The following is a 15,420-nucleotide window of genomic DNA, read 5'->3' on the forward strand; positions in this document are numbered from 1 at the left end:
CCGTCGGGCTGGCGGCGGCCGGCGCGGCACTCCTCGTCGGCGCGGTGGTGGGCACGCTGGCCGGCTTCTCGGGAGGGCTGATCGACGAGGTGCTGATGCGCATCACCGACGCCTTCCAGACCGTGCCGAGCTTCCTGCTGGCGCTGGCCTTCGTCAGCATCGTCGGGCCGTCGCTTGGCGTCGTCGTCGCGGCAATAGCGCTCGGCGCCTGGACCGGTCCCGCTCGCGTTGCTCGCGCGGAAGTGCTGTCGATCCGCGAGCGCGACTATGTCGCCGGTGCTCGCGTCATCGGCATGCATCCTCTTGAGATTGCCTTCCGCGAGGTGCTCCCCAACGCCTTGCCGCCGGGGCTGGCGCTGTCCTCGGTGATCGTCGCGGCAGCGATCCTCACCGAGGCGGCGCTGTCCTTCCTCGGCCTCGGCGACCCCAACCGCGTCACCTGGGGCGGCATGATCGCCGAAGGCCGTGCCGTGCTGCGCACCGCGCCATATCTGTCGATTTTTCCCGGCATCGCGCTGGTGCTGACCGTGCTCGGCGTCTACCTCGCCGGCGAAGGCGTGGTGGAAAGCACAGCGGTGCGCAGGAGCCTGTCGTGACCGCGCTGCTCTCGATCCGCGATCTCTCGGTGCTCTACCGTCGGGACGACGTTGAGGTGGTGGCGCTGGAAGGGCTTAGCCTGGAGGTTGCTGCAGGCGAGCGTCTGGCGATCATCGGCGAAAGCGGCTCGGGCAAGAGCACGCTGGCGCTGGCAATTGCGCGGCTGTTGCCGGAGTCTGCAGTGATCGGCGGACGCATAGAATGGTCAGCAAGCCAACTGCAAACGTCTCGTTCCGTCATACGCCCCGCGGGGGAGATGTCGGGCAGGACAAAGGAGGGTGCGAAGGATCGCCAACGTCTCCCGCTAACAAACAACGCTCCGATAGGCGGCCGCGACATCGGCTTCGTCTTCCAGGACCCCTCCTCCAGCCTCGACCCCGTGATGCCGATCGGCAAGCAGATCGCCGAGGTCGCGCGCACGCATCTCGGCCTCGGCTGGTCGCAGGCTTATGCACGAGCCAAAACCCTCCTCGAACGCGTCCGCCTGCCCGATCCGGACGCAGCCTTGCATGCCTATCCGCACCAGCTTTCCGGTGGCCAGAAGCAGCGCGTGGCGATCGCCGCGGCAATCGCTGCCGGGCCGAGGCTGTTGATCGCCGATGAAGCAACCAGCGCGCTCGACACCATCGTCCAGGCGGAGATCGTTTCCCTGATCCGCCGGCTCGTCGCCGAGGACGGCATGACGCTGCTCTTCATCAGCCACGACATTGCGCTCGCCGCCACGCTTGCCGAGCGCATCGCGGTGCTGCGCCATGGCGAGTTGATTGAATCGGGCGAGACCCGCCAAATCGTCGAAGCGCCCCGCAATGCTTATACACGCTCGTTGCTCGATGCCCATCTCGGCCTCGACGCCGTGCCGCTGCTCGACCGGCCAGGCGCTTCGGCATGAGCCTGCTCGCCGTCTCCAATCTCGCCAAGCGCTATCACCGCCGCGGCAAGCCTTTCCCGGCTGTCGATGATGTCTCGTTCGAGATCGGCCCGGCCGAGACGCTGGCGTTGGCCGGCCCGTCCGGCAGCGGCAAGTCGACGATCGCGCGGCTGGTGCTGCGGCTGATCGAGCCCGATGCCGGACGGATGGAATTCGAAGGCACGGACTTCTTCTCGCTGTCGGGCGCCGCATTGCGCGCGCGCCGCGCCCGTCTCCAGATGGTGTTCCAGGACCCGCTCGCCGCCTTCAATCCGCGCGCCACGGTGGCGCGTGTCCTGGACGATCCCCTGCGCATCCATGCTATCGCTTCGCGCGCCGAGCGCCCGCGCCGCATCGCTGCCCTGCTGGAACGCGTCGGTCTTGACGCCGGCCTTGCCCAACGTGCCATCCACGAGATTTCCGGTGGCCAGCGCCAGCGCGTGGCGATCGCCCGCGCCGTCGCCACGCGGCCTTCGCTGATCGTGCTCGACGAAGCGGTATCGGCGCTCGACGTGTCGGTCCGCGGACAAATCCTGGAATTGCTGCTCGACCTGCAACGCCAGGAACGGATCGCCTATCTTTTCATTTCTCATGACCTCGGCGTCATCCGCGCCGTCGCGCATCGCGTCGCCATCCTCGACGCCGGCCGGGTTGCCGAGGTCGGCGATGCCCGCGCCGTCATCGCCAACCCGCAATCGGCGATCGGCAAGGCGCTGGTGGCGGCGACGCCGACACTGAATAGAAACCGAGCATGATCCGGTTTGCGGACAAGATCATGGTCGGACAATAAATCAGGACGCATCATGACCGATCCCGAAGCAGCCAGAGCCGAAAAACTGTCGCGCGAGCTCGATACCGCCTTCCGCAACCGGGCCGATCTCTATCGTCTCTTCCTCGACGAGCTGACCGCCGAGCTCGGCGCCGAGAAAGCCGAAGCGGTGATGATCAGCACCATCGAGAAACGCGGCCGCGAAGTCGCCGCGGCTGCCTTTGCCGGTTTCGGCCCCAATGACGCACTGGCGATCGGCGAGGCGTTCCTCTCCGTCAGTCCGGATGGCGGCCGCATGTATCCGACCGACGTCGATTGTGGGCCGGATCACATCGCCTTCAAGGTGAAGCGCTGTCCGCTGAAGGATGCCTGGGTCGAGGCCGGCGTCGGCGAGGAAAAGCTCGCCACGCTATGCCGCATTGCAGGCGCCTTCGACCGCGGCCTGTTCGAGGCGACTGGCGTGCGCTTCGCCAACGTCACCTGGACGCCCGGCCACGGCTCCGGTTGCTGCCACATCGCGCTGACCAACAGGGACACTTAGCAAGCCGACGATTTAGCTTTCGGTGAAGACGTGCAATTCCGCGCCCGCTTCGTCGATCGCGGCGCGCAGTTCCGTCGCCGGCTCGCTGTCGGTGACAACGTCGGAAACCTCGCTCAAAGCGCAGATGCGTTCGAGGCTGCCGCGGCCGAATTTGTCGTTGGTGACGACCAGCATCGTCGACAGCGAGCGCGCCATCATCGCGCGTTTCACCGCCGCCGCACCCGAGACCATGTCGCTCGGCCCCTCGGCGTTCACGGCCGATGCACCGATGATGGCGACATCGGCATTGTAGCGGCGCACGAATTCGACGGTGTCCTCGCCGAGCACGCTGGCCTCACGGCTGTCATAGGTACCGGAGCAAAGGATGACACGGAAGCTGGGATTGGCGCCGGCAACCGAGGCGACGCCGACTGAATTGGTGATGACGGTCAGATCCCGCCTGAGCTGGGCAATGCTGCGCGCCACCTCGTAGGTCGTCGAGCCGCCGTCGATCATCACGATCCGGCCATTTTCGACCAGGCCCGCGGCACCCCGCCCGATGCGGGCGCGTTCCTCGACCAGCAGCAGGCCGCGCTCCGCGATAACCGGTTCCGACGTCATCAGCGAGATCGTCGCGCCACCATAGGTGCGGTTGATCAGCCCCGCCTCGCCAAGTTCGATCAGGTCGCGGCGGATGGTCTCGCCGGCAACCCCGATGCGGCGGGCGAGCTTCGAGATGCGGATCGATGCAGAGCGCCGGACCTCCGACAGGATCAGCTCATGTCGCTCCTTCTTCGTAAGCCGGCCGGGCTCGATGTTCATCGCTTCTCCTTGCTGCGGGCCCGCGAGCATTGCCCAAACGACAAACGCCGGCCGCGCCGCGGATTCGTCCCCGGCGTGAAGACATTAGCCACGCCGGGGCCGCGAAAGCCAGATTCAATGCCTTAGGCGATCGCGCATCGCGTACCAAAGCATGCCGAGCACATAGAGCGGGCCGCGCAGCGCCGTGCCGCCCGGGAACGGCAGCGGCGTGAGCGTCGAGAACAGGTCGAGCCGGGAGGAATCGCCGGTGATCGCTTCCGCGAGGAGCTTGCCCGACAGCGTCGACAGGATGACGCCCTTGCCCGAATAGCCATGCGCGAAATAGACCTCGCCATAATGCCCGACATGCGGCAGGCGCGACGTCGTCACCGACACCAGCCCGCCCCAGGCATGGTCGATGCGGCAGCCGCGCAATTGCGGAAAGGTCTTTTCCATGTGCGGGCGCACAAAGCCGGCTATGTCGGCCGGCGGCGAAGGCGTGTAGCGCTCGCCGCCGCCGAACAGCAGGCGGCCGTCCGCCGACATGCGGTAATAGTTGACCACGAAGAGCGTGTCCGAAACCGCGACATTGGACGGGATGACGTTGTGCTCGCCCAAGGGCTCGGTGGCGATGACGTAGTTGCCGACCGGCATGATGCGGCTGTTGACGCGCGGCTCCAGTCCCTTGAGCAGCGCGTCGCCTGCCAGCACCACATGGCGGGCACGGACTGAGCCCTTGTCGGTAAACACCCGGATGGACGGCTCGCGCTCGAGGCGCACCGCAACCGAGTTCTCGTGGACAATGACGCCGGCGCCGACTGCGGCGCGCGCGAGGCCCAGCGTGTAGTTCAGCGGGTGCATGTGGCCGCCGAGCTTCTCGAAGACCGCGCCCTGAAAAGGCGTATCGACCATCTGCCGCGCCTGCGCCGCCGACAGGATTTCCACATCCGAGAAGTTCATCACCTTGGCGAGGCATTTGGCCTCTTCCTCGAAGTCGCGCATGTCGGAGCCGTTGACCGCGCCGACCAGATGACCGGTCAGCCGCAAGTCGCACTCGATGCCATGGCGCTCGATGATGTCGAGCACCAGCCCGCGCGCCTCGAAGGCAAGATCGAACAGCGCCTTCGCCCGTTCCGGACCGAACGCCTTGACCAAACCTTTGGCGCCCTTGCGCAGACCCGGGATCATCTGGCCGCCATTGCGCCCGGAGGCTCCCCAGCCGATCTTGCCGCCTTCGAGCAGCACCACTTTCAGGCCGCGCTCGGCCGCGTGGAACGCCGCCGACAGACCGGTGCAGCCGCCGCCAACGACCACCAGATCGGCTTCGACATCGCCGATGAGCGCCGGATGGTCCGGCGCCGGATTGGCGGTAGCGACATAGTAGGATTTGCCGATGTCCAGACCGGAATTGAAACCCGTGGAAGCCATGGTCACACCTTGAGCAGGAGATGGTCGCGTTCCCACGACGTCACCACGGTCTGGAACAGGTCGAGCTCGACACTCTTCACCCGCAGATAGGTCTGGAAGAAATCCTCGCCGAGCAGCGCCCGCACCGGCTCGCAGGCGGCGAAGCGGTCGAGTGCTTCCTCCATGGTTTTCGGCAGCGTGCTCTGGCTGCGATAGGCATTGCCGAAGGCTTCCGCCGAGCGGGCCAGCTTCTCCTCGACGCCGAGATAGCCGGCGATCAGCGAGCCGGCCATGGCGAGGTACGGATTGGCGTCGGCGCCGGGCAACCGGTTCTCGACCCGCCGCGCCGCGCGCCCGCCCATCGGCACGCGCAGGCCGCAGGAGCGGTTGTCATGCGACCATTCGATATTGGCGGGGGCGCCGTGGTGGCCTGGCCGGATGCGGCGATACGAATTCACGTTGGGCGCAAACAGCGGCATGATTTCAGGAACGTATTTCTGCAGGCCGCCGATGAAGTGGGAGAACATTTCCGTATCGTCGCCGTCTTTGCCAGCAAACAAGGGCTCGCCGCCCTCGTTGACGATCGACATGTGCAGGTGCATCGAGCTGCCGGCCTGCGCCGCGATCGGCTTGGCCATGAAGGTGGCGTGCATGCCGCTCGCCTGCGCCGCCTGCCGCGCCAGGCGCTTGAACAACAGCACCTTGTCGGCCAGCGCCAGCGGATCGCCGTGCAGGAAGTTGATCTCGAGCTGCGCCGTGCCGGATTCATGGATCAGCGTGTCGAGCGGCAGGCCGGCTATGGCAGCATGTTCGTAGAGCCGCCGCGTCACCTCTTCGAATTCCTCCAACGCCTGCATGTCGTAGGGATGCTGCACGCCTTCCGGCCGGCCGTTGCGCCCGACCGGCGCGGTCAGCGGCCGATCCGGATCGGGATTTGGCGCCGTAAGATAGAATTCGAGCTCCGGCGCCATAACCGCGCGCCAGCCACGCCGGCGGTAGAGGTCGAGCGCGGCCCGCAGCACATGGCGCGGCGAAGCCATCCAGGGCCGGTCGTCCATGTGGAACGTGTCGGCAAAGACATAGGCCCTGCCGGCGCCGCCGCCGGGCGCCAGGCAGAGCGTCGACAGGTCCGGCACCATGCGCATGTCGGGGTCCTGATAGGCGAACCCTTCGTCGATGGAGCCGGAATAGCGGCCGTCGATGGCGACCAGGAAGGCGCTACTCGGCAGGTAGAGCGCGCGGTCCTCGACCGACTTCAGGAACTTCGCCGCCGGCAACGCCTTGCCGCGCAGCACGCCGTTGACGTCGGGCACGAGGCACTCGACCTCCTTTATTCCATGCGTCGTCAGCCAGCTTTGCGGATCGGCGCCGCTGGAGAGTGAAAAGTCTTGTTTGTCAGGCATCGGTCATGTCCGTGCGAAGGAGAAATCGCTTCGGCGGGCACGTCCGTTTCGGTTTGAGCGTTGAGTAGCCTACGTTATCTGAATGACGGACGCCCGCCTGATGGCCGGCCCGCAGGCCGGATCGAGCGCACCGCATACCCCCTCGGTCCAGCCGTCGCGAACGACATGCGAACCGACCTTAGTCTCCTCCGCGCGTTGCAGGTTCTCGTGCCGGCAGCAGCGCATGATCAGTGATACCTCGCCGAAGCGCGGTTTCTTGCGACCGAAATTGAAACCGGCCGAGAGCGGGAGAGCCTTTTTGCCAGTTGCACGGCAAGCCTCATCGAGGAACCTGGCCTATGGTTTGACCGATCGTTGCTTTCGGCGCAAGCCCGCTTCACGAACAGCCTCATCGCGCCTCGGGCCGGCGCTCAGCCGATGCTCTCGCCGCCGTCGACCACCAGCGCCTGGCCGGTCATGAAGGAGGAGCGGTCGGACACGAGGAACAGGATGGCTTCGGCGACCTCCTGCGCGCTCGCCCAGCGCCCCATCGGGATCTTAGTCCGGACATAGCTTTCGATCGCGTCCCGCCCGCCCATCTGGGCGATAAAGGGCTCGTTGAACGGCGTGTCGACCCAGCCCGGGCAGAGCGCGTTGATGCGAACATTGTGCCTGGCATAGTCGAGCGACATCTGCCTGGTCATCGCCACCACGGCGTGCTTCGACGTGGCGTAGGCGATCATCTCGCGGTCGTAGAAGACGCCGGAATTCGAGGCGGTGTTGAGGATGACGCCGCCGCCCTGCGCGATCATCGAAGGCATGACGGTCTTCGCCGCGAGGAACTGCGCCCGCACATTGATCCGCCACGAGGCGTCCATGCCGTCGGTGCTGACTTCCGTCAGCGTGCCGCCGACCTGGATGCCGGCATGGCTGTGCAGGATGTCGATCCGCCCGTGCTTGCTGAGCGTTCCCGCGATTAAGCCCTCGACCGCTGTATCGTCGCCGACATCGGTGGCGACCGCTTCGGCACGGCCGCCGGCTTCGCGGATGCCGGACGCCGTGACCTCGCCTGCCGCCGGGTCGCGGTCGGCGATCACCACGACAGCCCCTTCTCGCGCCATGATCATGGCGCCGGCGCGCCCGATGCCCGACCCGGCGCCCGTTACCACGGCGATGCGATCTCTCAGAATCATGGACTTGTCTTTCAAGGCGATGGTTTTCGTCGGCCGAGCTGCCATTGCGCGAGCAGGACGAGCAGGACCGACGCGGCGAGCACGATCGTCGCGATGGCGTTGATCTCCGGCGTCACGCCGCGCCGGATCGAGGCAAAGACGTAGATCGGCAGCGTCGTCTGCGCGCCGGCGACGAAGAAGGCGATGATGAAGTCGTCGAAGGAGAAGGTGAAGGCGAGCAGGAAGCCGGCGATCACCGCCGGCATGATCTGCGGCAGCACGATCGAGCGGAATGTCGTCAGCGGCGTGGCATAGAGATCGCTCGACGCCTCGACCAGGTTGCGGTCGAGACTGCTGAGCCGCGTGCCGACGATCATCGTCACCAGCGCCATCGAGAACAGGCCATGCGCGGCGATGATCGAGCCGTAGCCGAGCGCAAGACGCGGCGGCTGGTCGGTCGGCCACAGCGAGGCGAGGAACGGATTGACGACGACGAAGAGCTGTACCAGCGCGACCAGCGTCGAGATGCCGATGACGACGCCCGGAACGACGATCGCGGCACCCAGCAGCGCATCGAAAACCGCCCGCGCCGGCGCGCCGACGCGCTGCAGCCCGAGCGCCGCGGCCGTGCCGCAGAAGGCCGCAAGGAGCGCGCTGGTAGTGGCGATGAACAGGCTGTTCTTCAGCGCCTCGACCAGGAACGGGTTCGACAGCGCCTTGCCGTACCATTGCACCGAAAAGCCGGTGAACTCGCTGGCATGGTGACCAGCATTGAAGGAGAACAGCACGACCAGCGCAATCGGCAGATAGAGGAAGCCAAAGACGGCGACGACGAAGGCGCGCATCAGATCAGATCCACCCTGCGTGCGCCCGAGAGCCGGGTCGAGATGCGGTTGGCGACGATCAGCACCACCACCGAGACCGCCACCAGCGTGATCGCGATGGCCGATCCGAACGGCCAGTTGCGCGATTGCAGGAAGAGGTCGACCAGCGCGTTGCCGATGAAGAACACCTTGCCGCCGCCGAGCAGCGTCGGGATCAGGTATTCACCGAGCAAAAGGATCATCACCAGCGAGAAGCCGGTCATCACGCCGGGCAGCGACAGCCTGAGCGTCACGCCGAGGAAGGTAGACACTGGCGTCGCGCCGAGATCGGCGGAAGCCTCCAGCAGCCGGCGATCGAGCCGTTCCAGGCTGACATAGATCGGCAGGATCATCAGCGGCAGGTAGCCGTAGACGATGCCGAGCAGCACCGCGCCCGACGTGTTGATCAGCCTGAGATCCTCGATGCCGACGTAGGCGAGCAGGGCCGGAATGCCGCGCCCGCCCAGAATGTACATCCAGGCATAGGTGCGCATCAGAAGGCTGGTCCAGAACGGGATGACGATCAGCGCAAGCAGGATCAGCCGCCAGCGCTGCGGCGCGCGCAGCGCTAGATAGTAGGCGACCGGATAGGCGACGAGCAGGCAGGCGAGCGCGCCGGCCGGCGCCAGCACCATCGTGTTCCAGAAGGCGGTCGCCCGCGCCGGCAAGTTGGCATATTGCGCGAAGGTGAGCGCGGCCTGATAGCCGCCCTCGGGCGCCCGCTCGCCGACGCTGAAGATGGCGATGGCGACGAAGGGCAAGACCAGAAAGACGACAAGCCACAGCGTCGCCGGAGCGAGCAGCAATGCGGTCAGGAGATTTCTGCGAAGGAGATTGCCGCGCATCGAAAAAGCCGCTTCGGTCCCGGCGGGCATCTGCCCGCCGGTCGCATCGTCTGGGTCGTGTTTGTGGCCGGTGCCGCTCAAGCCGACTTAAAGCGCGCCATCAGTTCGGCGCGGCCCGGATCGGTCAGCGTCGCGGCGGCGCCGAACTCGAGCGGCTTCAATAGATCGGCGGCCGGGTAGAGGATCGGATTGTCCAGCACCTCCTTCGGCAGCAGCGCGTTGACGCGCGCGTCGGTCGAGGGCGCGCCATTGGCCAGATGCTCCTTCACCGCGACCTTCGGGTTCATCAGGTAGTTGAGCAGCGCGTAGCCGGCCGGCTTGTTCGGCGCATCCTTTGGGATGGCGTAGAAGTCGGTCCAGATCTCGCCGCCTTCCTTGCCGAGCACATAGGCGATCTCGGGAATGTCGCGGTGGAGCTGCGCGCCGTCATTGGTCCAGCACATCGTCATCCAGGCGTCGCCGGCGCGCATTCCCGGCTGATAGTCGCTCGACACCGCGAACAGATGCGGCTTGACCTTGAGCAGCAGTTCCTCGGCCTTGGCGAGCTCGTCCTGCTTCAGCGAGTTGAACGAGTAGCCGTAATATTTCAGCGCGTTGCCGATCGTCGTCAGCTGGTAGTCATGCACCATGGTGCGGCCGTCGCCTTCGGCCATGGCCGTATCCCAGAACTCCTTCCAGCTCGACATCGGCTTGGCAAGCTTCTTGGTGTTGACCGCGAAGCCGGTCGTGCCCCAGTTCTTCGGCACGGCGTAGATCGTCCCGTCGATCGTGCCTTCGGCCGTGAAGCGCGCGTCTTCCTTGGTGCCGTCGAAATTGCCGAGCTTGGCCATATCCAAGGGCTCGATGATGCCGAGCTTCTTGTAAGTCGAGATCGTGTAGTTGGTCGGCACGAACAGGCTCCAGCCCGAGCCGCCGGCCTGCAGCTTGGCCAGCATCTCCTCGTTTGAGCCGAAGACGTTGACCTCGACAGCGACGCCGGTCTCGGCCTTGAAATTCTCGAACGTCGCCGGGTCGTGGTAGTTCGGCCAGGTGGCGATCGACATGCGGTCGCCGAGGTTCTCGGCGGCATAGGCCGGCGTCGGCATGATGCCGAGCTCGCGCGCCATGACGGCGGTTGCCACACCAAGGCCGGTGAGGCCGAGGAAGTCACGCCGGCTGATCGAGCCGCGCTTCATGCGCATCAACTGGTCGACGAATTTTTCAGGGCTTATCGGCAGTCCGTCACGATACGATTTCGACATGGTGGTCTTCCCTCTGGTTGGTCCCGTTGTTCTTGGAGGTCGGAAACGCCAGCGGCGCTCCGGCGGCAAAGCCGATGGCGACGGGTTCGCCCGGCTTGAAAAGATTGCCCTGGCCGATCAGGTGATCGGCCTTGGCGAGCAGTGATCCGATACCCTGAACCTCGATCGCGTATTCCGCGGTCGAGCCCAGGAAAATCCGGTTACGGACGATACCCTGCAGGCTGCCGCTTCCGGGTGCTGTGAGGCTGAGCGATTCCGGCCGCAGGCTGACGGATACAGCCTCGCCCCGGCTAAGCGGCACCCGCTTGCGCGCCGAAATCACCGTGCCGTCGGCAAGCGCGACATCGACGCGGTCGCCGGAGAGCCCGGCCACCTTGCCGCTCAAGAGATTGGTCTTGCCAACGAAATCCGCGACGAACAGGTCCGCCGGCTCGTCATAGATCTCGCTCGGCTGGCCGAGCTGGACGATACGGCCGCCATTCATGACGCAGACGAAGTCGCTCATCGACAGCGCTTCCTCCTGGTCGTGGGTGACCAGCACGAAGGTGATGCCGATCTCGCGCTGCAGGTTCTGCAGCTCGATCTGCATGTCGGTGCGCAGCTTCTTGTCGAGCGCCGCCAGCGGCTCGTCGAGAAGCAGCACTGCCGGCTTGTTGACCAGCGCGCGGGCGAGCGCGACGCGCTGCTGCTGGCCGCCGGAAAGCTCGTGGATCTTACGGCGTCCGTAGCCGGCGAGCTGCACCATGGCCAACGCCTCGACCGCCTTCAGGCTGATCTCGCGTGACGTGAGGCGCGGCCTCGCCTGGCGCAGCCCGTAGGAGATGTTGTCCTCGACATCGAGATGCGGGAACAGGGCGTACTGCTGGAACACCATGTTGACCGGGCGCCGATAGGGCGGCGTGCCGGCCATGTCGCGGCCGCGGATCAGCACGTGGCCTTCGCTCGGCTGCTCGAAGCCTCCGATCATGCGCAGGCACGTCGTCTTGCCGCAGCCGGACGGTCCGAGCAGCGCGACGAATGCCGAAGGCGGGATGGCAAGATCGATGCCGCTGACCGCCGTGACGGCGCCGTAGCGCTTGGTGACCGCGCGAAACTCGATATCAGGCACTGCAGTCAAGCCACGGGCTCCAGCGACAGCGTGAGGCAATGTCGTGACGCTAGCAGAGCCAATGGTGCCTAGTATATACCTCGCGGGTGGTATATTTAGCTGATTTTACCATTTAGAGGGGTATGAATTGGCCGCCTCCCGCAGTGACCACTACAACGCGCTCGCCGCCGTGATCGCCGCGACGCGGGAGACCAGCGGCGATCATTTCGGCAGGGCGATCGTCGCCTGGCTGCGCGGACAGGTCCGCTTCGATCACTGCGTGATCTTTGGCTATCGGGGTGCTGCGCGGCCGCCGTTGCTGTTCGAGACCTTCTCTTCGGCGGAGAGCCACATCTTCGTCGCGCTCTATCAGGAAGGCCCCTACCTGCTCGACCCCTTCCATCACGCCGCGGTCGAACGCAAAGAAGGTTTCTGGCGGATGCGCGAACTTGCGCCCGACCGCTTCTATGCCAGCGAATACTACCGTTCCTACTACAGCCAGACCCGGCTCGCCGAGGAGGTCGGCTTCTTCGTCCCGCTGGCCGGCAAGGATGCGCTCGTGCTGTCGCTGATGCGGCTGCGCGCCTCCGGGCCGTTCGGAACGGCGGACGCCAGGCTGCTGCGCGATATGGCGCCGGCGGTGATCGGCTTCTGCCGGCTGCGCTGGCCGGCTCTGCCCGCCGAAGAGGTTGCGGTCCCGCCCCCGGGTGAGACCGTCGCAACGGCCAACGAGCTGGATCGCGCGCATATCTGGAAGAGCCTGTCGCTGACCTCGCGCGAGAAACAGGTGGTCGACCTCGTGCTTCAGGGCCACTCGACGGAATCGATCGCCAGGGCGCTCAGGATCGTGCCCGGGACCGTGAAGGTTCACCGTCGCAACATCTATCGCAAGCTCAAGATCAAGTCGCAGGCCGGCCTCTTCGCGCGTTTCGTCGAAATCATCGACGCACGCATCGGATAGCAGTCTGGCCTCAGGCCAGTTCGAATTGCTCCACGGCGCGAATGATGCCGTGCAGCTCGGCCAGAGCCTTCAGCCGGTCGATCTGCGAATAGCCGGGATCGATCCTGGCATTGCCGAGTCGGCAGGCATTCGATGAACAAAACCTTGTGCCCGTGTATCGGGGTCACATAGGAAATCATGGCGCCGTTGGGTCGGTCGGCATGCGGCCTTGGCCTCCCTTGCGGCGGCGCGCGTTAACCGTCTATCGTGCGGCTCCACAACCGCCGGCCAAGTATTGCGGCGGCAGATTGAGTGACGAAACGGATTTCAGGGACGGACGAAGTAGCGCATAGCCAATGGCCGACAAAACACAATTCGGACTGACTGCCCTCGACACAGTACCCCTGCATGAGAAGGTCTATCTGGAACTGGTGCGGGCGCTGATGTCGGGTCAGCTCCAGCCGGGCCAGAAGCTGACTTCGCGCAAGCTCGCCAAGGAGCTCGGCACCAGCGACATGCCGGTGCGCAGCGCCTTCATGCGGCTGCAGGCGCTCAGGGCGCTGAGCCCGATGCCGAACGGCAGCGTCGAGGTGCCGATGATCTCGGCAGATCGTTTCCAGCAGCTGACCGATGTGCGGACGGTCCTGGAAGGCACGGCCACCGAGCTCGCGACAAAATTTATCAATGGCAACAACCTGCGCGCCATCCGGCGTCATTGCGCCGAGCTCACCCAGGCCGCCCGCAGTGGCGACATCGACGACTATCTGCGCAAGAACCATGACTTCAAGTTCTCGATCTACCGCCACTGCGGCAACGAGCAGATGATCTTCCTGATCGAGACGGTATGGATGCAGGTCGGACCTTTCCTCCGCAACCTGCGCATCGGCTTCGAGGACGACCTCGCCGGCATCCTCGGCATCGACTATCATGAGGAGGTCGTGGCGGCGATCGAGGCCCAGGACGGCGAGCGGGCCCGCGCGGCCATCGTGCGCGATATCGACGAAGGTGCGGCGCACATTCTCAAGCAGGTCAGGTTCCCGGAACTGCGGCCCTAGGAAAAGCCTTCGAGATTGGCTGAAAGCGTCCAACTTCGTCATCCCAGGGCGAAGCGGGAGCGAAGCTCCGTCGCGGAGACCCTGGGATCCATGCCGTGACCTCGAGCGTAGAATGCGGCGGAGCAAAATTCTGGAACGCAGCAGCGTCTTTGAAGTCACGGTATGGATCCTATGGTCTGCGCTGCGCCGCGTCGCTTCGCTCCTTGCTCCGCCATAGGATGACGACGGGATGAGCGTTGCGGCCAATTTCCCAAATCCCGGCTTGGCTTTCTCTCGGCTTGTCGCTATGTTGCGATCGCAGATCGCATAATATGGACCCGAAATGCCGCCCGATATCCCGGCTAGTGAATTGAAAAAATGAAGTAAACCCGCCCGGAAATCTCCAGGGCGGCCTTCACGAACTCACAAGCTGAAAATGGATATCGTAGCCGAAATGGCTACAGAAAGAACCAGGGGCTGGAAATTGGGCGATGCAGTTGCGGACGTTTTGAACTGGCTTGAAAGCAGGAGCGATATCCAGAGCCTGAGGGCGGCTGTGTGCGACCTGAACGGGATCATGCGCGGCAAGCGCATCCCGGTCGAGCAGGCGCGCAAGGCGCTCGAAGGCAAGCTGCGCATGCCCTATTCGGCGATCGGGCTCGACATCTGGGGCGAGGACATCGAAGGCAACGCGCAGGTGTTCTCGACCGGCGATGCCGACGGGCTTTGCCAGTGGACAGGACGCGGCATCCTGCCCGTCGACTGGACGGCGCATCCGACGGCCCTTCTGCCGCTCTGGCTGGCGGATGATGCCGGCGCGCCCTATCTCGGCGACCCGCGCCGCGCGCTGGCCCGCATCCTCGACCGCTATGCGGCGCTTGGCCTGACGCCTGTTACCGCCACCGAACTCGAATTCTACCTCGTCGACCCGACGTCGCATCGGCCTGTCGGCCCTGTCTCGCCGATCACTGGCCGGCGTCTCGATTCCGACGCAGCGCTGTCGATCGACGAGATCGACGATTTCGAGGCCTTTATCCACGACGTCTACGAAGCCTGCCGCATGCAGGGCATTCCCGTCGACACGGCGATCGCCGAGAACGGCGTCGGCCAGTTCGAGATCAACCTCAACCACGTCCCCGACGCCTTGCGTGCCGCGGACGACGCCGTGCTCTTCAAGCGCACCGTCAAGGGCATCGCGCGCAAGCATGGCTTTGCCGCCTGCTTCATGGCCAAGCCCTATGGCGAACGTGCCGGCAACGGGTTCCATGTCCATTTCAGCGTGCTCGACAAAGAGGGCCGCAACATCTTCGACGACGGCAGCGACCAGGGCTCCGACGCCATGCGCCACGCGGTCGGCGGCCTGCTTGCCGCCATGGCCGAAAGCACGCTGGTGTTCGCGCCGCATTTCAATTCCTACCGGCGGCTGCGGCCGCGCTCCTATGCGCCGACCGCTGTCGCCTGGGGCTACGAGAACCGCATGGTGGCGATCCGTATTCCCGGCGGTCCGTCAGCCGCGCGCCGCATCGAGCATCGCGTCTCCGGCGCCGACGCCAACCCCTATCTGGTGCTGGCGGCGATCCTGGGCGCTGCCCTGATGGGCATCGAGCGGCAACTGTCGCCCGGCGAGCCGACCGGCGGCGAGGGACAGGGGCTGCCGCTTGCCAAACTGCCCCCGGACTGGGCCTCGGCGATCGCCGCGTTCGAGACCGGCAAGTGCGTCGCCGAAATCTTCCCGGCCGTCTTGCGCGACGCCTTCATCGCCTGCAAGCGCCAGGAACTGAACACCTTTGCGCTCAACGTCAGCGACTTCGAGATCGAGACCTATCTCGAAAGTGTTTAGGCCAGACGACCCGGC

15 protein-coding genes are annotated in these 15,420 nt (G+C 65.4%); 7 read left to right on the forward strand and 8 right to left on the reverse strand.

Annotation, left to right across the window (positions count from 1 at the left end; genetic code table 11):
* From DH10_RS06565 to DH10_RS06580, 4 genes are all read left to right on the forward strand, one after another.
* Positions 1-596, forward strand: a 596-nt coding sequence (locus DH10_RS06565) for an ABC transporter permease (protein ID WP_192384512.1), incomplete at its 5' end; no start/stop codon positions are given.
* A complete protein-coding gene (locus DH10_RS06570; RefSeq protein WP_192253284.1) occupies positions 593-1,486 on the forward strand; it encodes an ABC transporter ATP-binding protein in 894 nt (297 codons plus the stop codon). The genes DH10_RS06565 and DH10_RS06570, both read left to right, overlap by 4 nt.
* Positions 1,483-2,259 carry an ABC transporter ATP-binding protein gene (locus DH10_RS06575; RefSeq protein WP_192253287.1) on the forward strand — a complete coding sequence of 259 codons (777 nt, stop codon included), beginning with the start codon at positions 1,483-1,485 and terminating at the stop codon, positions 2,257-2,259. The genes DH10_RS06570 and DH10_RS06575 overlap by 4 nt, the downstream gene beginning before the upstream one ends.
* A gap of 48 nt (positions 2,260-2,307) precedes the next feature.
* Complete coding sequence (locus DH10_RS06580; RefSeq protein ID WP_192253290.1) at positions 2,308-2,814, forward strand: L-2-amino-thiazoline-4-carboxylic acid hydrolase; 507 nt, start codon at positions 2,308-2,310, stop codon at positions 2,812-2,814.
* 12 nt (positions 2,815-2,826) lie between these two features.
* Here the strand turns inward: DH10_RS06580 and DH10_RS06585 are convergent, their stop codons facing one another.
* The 8 genes from DH10_RS06585 to DH10_RS06620 form a co-directional block, all read right to left on the reverse strand.
* A complete protein-coding gene (locus DH10_RS06585) occupies positions 2,827-3,615 on the reverse strand; it encodes a DeoR/GlpR family DNA-binding transcription regulator (protein WP_210327761.1) in 789 nt (262 codons plus the stop codon).
* Positions 3,616-3,729: 114 nt separating this feature from the next.
* Positions 3,730-5,022, reverse strand: coding sequence for an NAD(P)/FAD-dependent oxidoreductase (locus DH10_RS06590; protein ID WP_192253293.1), 1,293 nt, complete (start codon positions 5,020-5,022; stop codon positions 3,730-3,732).
* Between the two features lie 2 nt (positions 5,023-5,024).
* The gene (locus tag DH10_RS06595; RefSeq protein WP_192384514.1) at positions 5,025-6,404 is read right to left on the reverse strand and encodes a glutamine synthetase family protein; all 1,380 of its coding nucleotides are present in this window, start codon (positions 6,402-6,404) and stop codon (positions 5,025-5,027) included.
* 410 nt (positions 6,405-6,814) lie between these two features.
* The gene (locus DH10_RS06600; protein WP_192253299.1) at positions 6,815-7,576 is read right to left on the reverse strand and encodes an SDR family NAD(P)-dependent oxidoreductase; all 762 of its coding nucleotides are present in this window, start codon (positions 7,574-7,576) and stop codon (positions 6,815-6,817) included.
* Between the two features lie 11 nt (positions 7,577-7,587).
* A complete protein-coding gene (locus tag DH10_RS06605) occupies positions 7,588-8,400 on the reverse strand; it encodes an ABC transporter permease (RefSeq protein WP_192253302.1) in 813 nt (270 codons plus the stop codon).
* Positions 8,400-9,293, reverse strand: a complete 894-nt coding sequence (locus tag DH10_RS06610) for an ABC transporter permease (protein WP_192253305.1) — start codon at positions 9,291-9,293, stop codon at positions 8,400-8,402. The genes DH10_RS06605 and DH10_RS06610 overlap by 1 nt, the downstream gene beginning before the upstream one ends.
* Positions 9,294-9,340: 47 nt before the next feature.
* Positions 9,341-10,504: an ABC transporter substrate-binding protein gene (locus DH10_RS06615; RefSeq protein ID WP_192253308.1), complete on the reverse strand. Its 1,164-nt coding sequence runs from the start codon at positions 10,502-10,504 to the stop codon at positions 9,341-9,343.
* A complete protein-coding gene (locus DH10_RS06620; RefSeq protein ID WP_192253311.1) occupies positions 10,485-11,621 on the reverse strand; it encodes an ABC transporter ATP-binding protein in 1,137 nt (378 codons plus the stop codon). The genes DH10_RS06615 and DH10_RS06620 overlap by 20 nt, the downstream gene beginning before the upstream one ends.
* Before the next feature lie 118 nt (positions 11,622-11,739).
* On the opposite strand from DH10_RS06620, the gene DH10_RS06625 reads away from it, so the two are divergent.
* The 3 genes from DH10_RS06625 to DH10_RS06635 all read left to right on the forward strand — a co-directional run bounded on the left by DH10_RS06625 (position 11,740) and on the right by DH10_RS06635 (position 15,405).
* Positions 11,740-12,552, forward strand: a complete 813-nt coding sequence (locus DH10_RS06625) for a LuxR C-terminal-related transcriptional regulator (protein ID WP_192253314.1) — start codon at positions 11,740-11,742, stop codon at positions 12,550-12,552.
* A gap of 335 nt (positions 12,553-12,887) precedes the next feature.
* On the forward strand, positions 12,888-13,586 hold the full coding sequence (locus DH10_RS06630; protein ID WP_192253317.1) for a GntR family transcriptional regulator: 699 nt from the start codon (positions 12,888-12,890) through the stop codon (positions 13,584-13,586).
* Between the two features lie 463 nt (positions 13,587-14,049).
* Positions 14,050-15,405 (forward strand): glutamine synthetase family protein, encoded by a 1,356-nt coding sequence (locus DH10_RS06635; protein WP_192253320.1) that lies wholly within the window; start codon positions 14,050-14,052, stop codon positions 15,403-15,405.
* Positions 15,406-15,420: the final 15 nt, after the last annotated feature.

Origin of the sequence: Mesorhizobium silamurunense (assembly GCF_014843825.1) — a bacterium.
GTDB classification, from domain to species: domain Bacteria; phylum Pseudomonadota; class Alphaproteobacteria; order Rhizobiales; family Rhizobiaceae; genus Mesorhizobium; species Mesorhizobium silamurunense.

Bases quoted from the DNA above. Each gene is read 5' to 3' on its own strand.
- DH10_RS06605 (WP_192253302.1), bottom strand. From the start codon at position 8,400: ATGCGCGCCTTCGTCGTCGCCGTCTTTGGCTTCCTCTATCTGCCGATT.
- DH10_RS06610 (WP_192253305.1), bottom strand. From the start codon at position 9,293: ATGCCCGCCGGGACCGAAGCGGCTTTTTCGATGCGCGGCAATCTCCTT.
- DH10_RS06575 (WP_192253287.1), top strand. From the start codon at position 1,483: ATGAGCCTGCTCGCCGTCTCCAATCTCGCCAAGCGCTATCACCGCCGC.
- DH10_RS06615 (WP_192253308.1), bottom strand. From the start codon at position 10,504: ATGTCGAAATCGTATCGTGACGGACTGCCGATAAGCCCTGAAAAATTC.
- DH10_RS06580 (WP_192253290.1), top strand. From the start codon at position 2,308: ATGACCGATCCCGAAGCAGCCAGAGCCGAAAAACTGTCGCGCGAGCTC.
- DH10_RS06590 (WP_192253293.1), bottom strand. From the start codon at position 5,022: ATGGCTTCCACGGGTTTCAATTCCGGTCTGGACATCGGCAAATCCTAC.
- DH10_RS06630 (WP_192253317.1), top strand. From the start codon at position 12,888: ATGGCCGACAAAACACAATTCGGACTGACTGCCCTCGACACAGTACCC.
- DH10_RS06595 (WP_192384514.1), bottom strand. From the start codon at position 6,404: ATGCCTGACAAACAAGACTTTTCACTCTCCAGCGGCGCCGATCCGCAA.
- DH10_RS06600 (WP_192253299.1), bottom strand. From the start codon at position 7,576: ATGATTCTGAGAGATCGCATCGCCGTGGTAACGGGCGCCGGGTCGGGC.
- DH10_RS06585 (WP_210327761.1), bottom strand. From the start codon at position 3,615: ATGAACATCGAGCCCGGCCGGCTTACGAAGAAGGAGCGACATGAGCTG.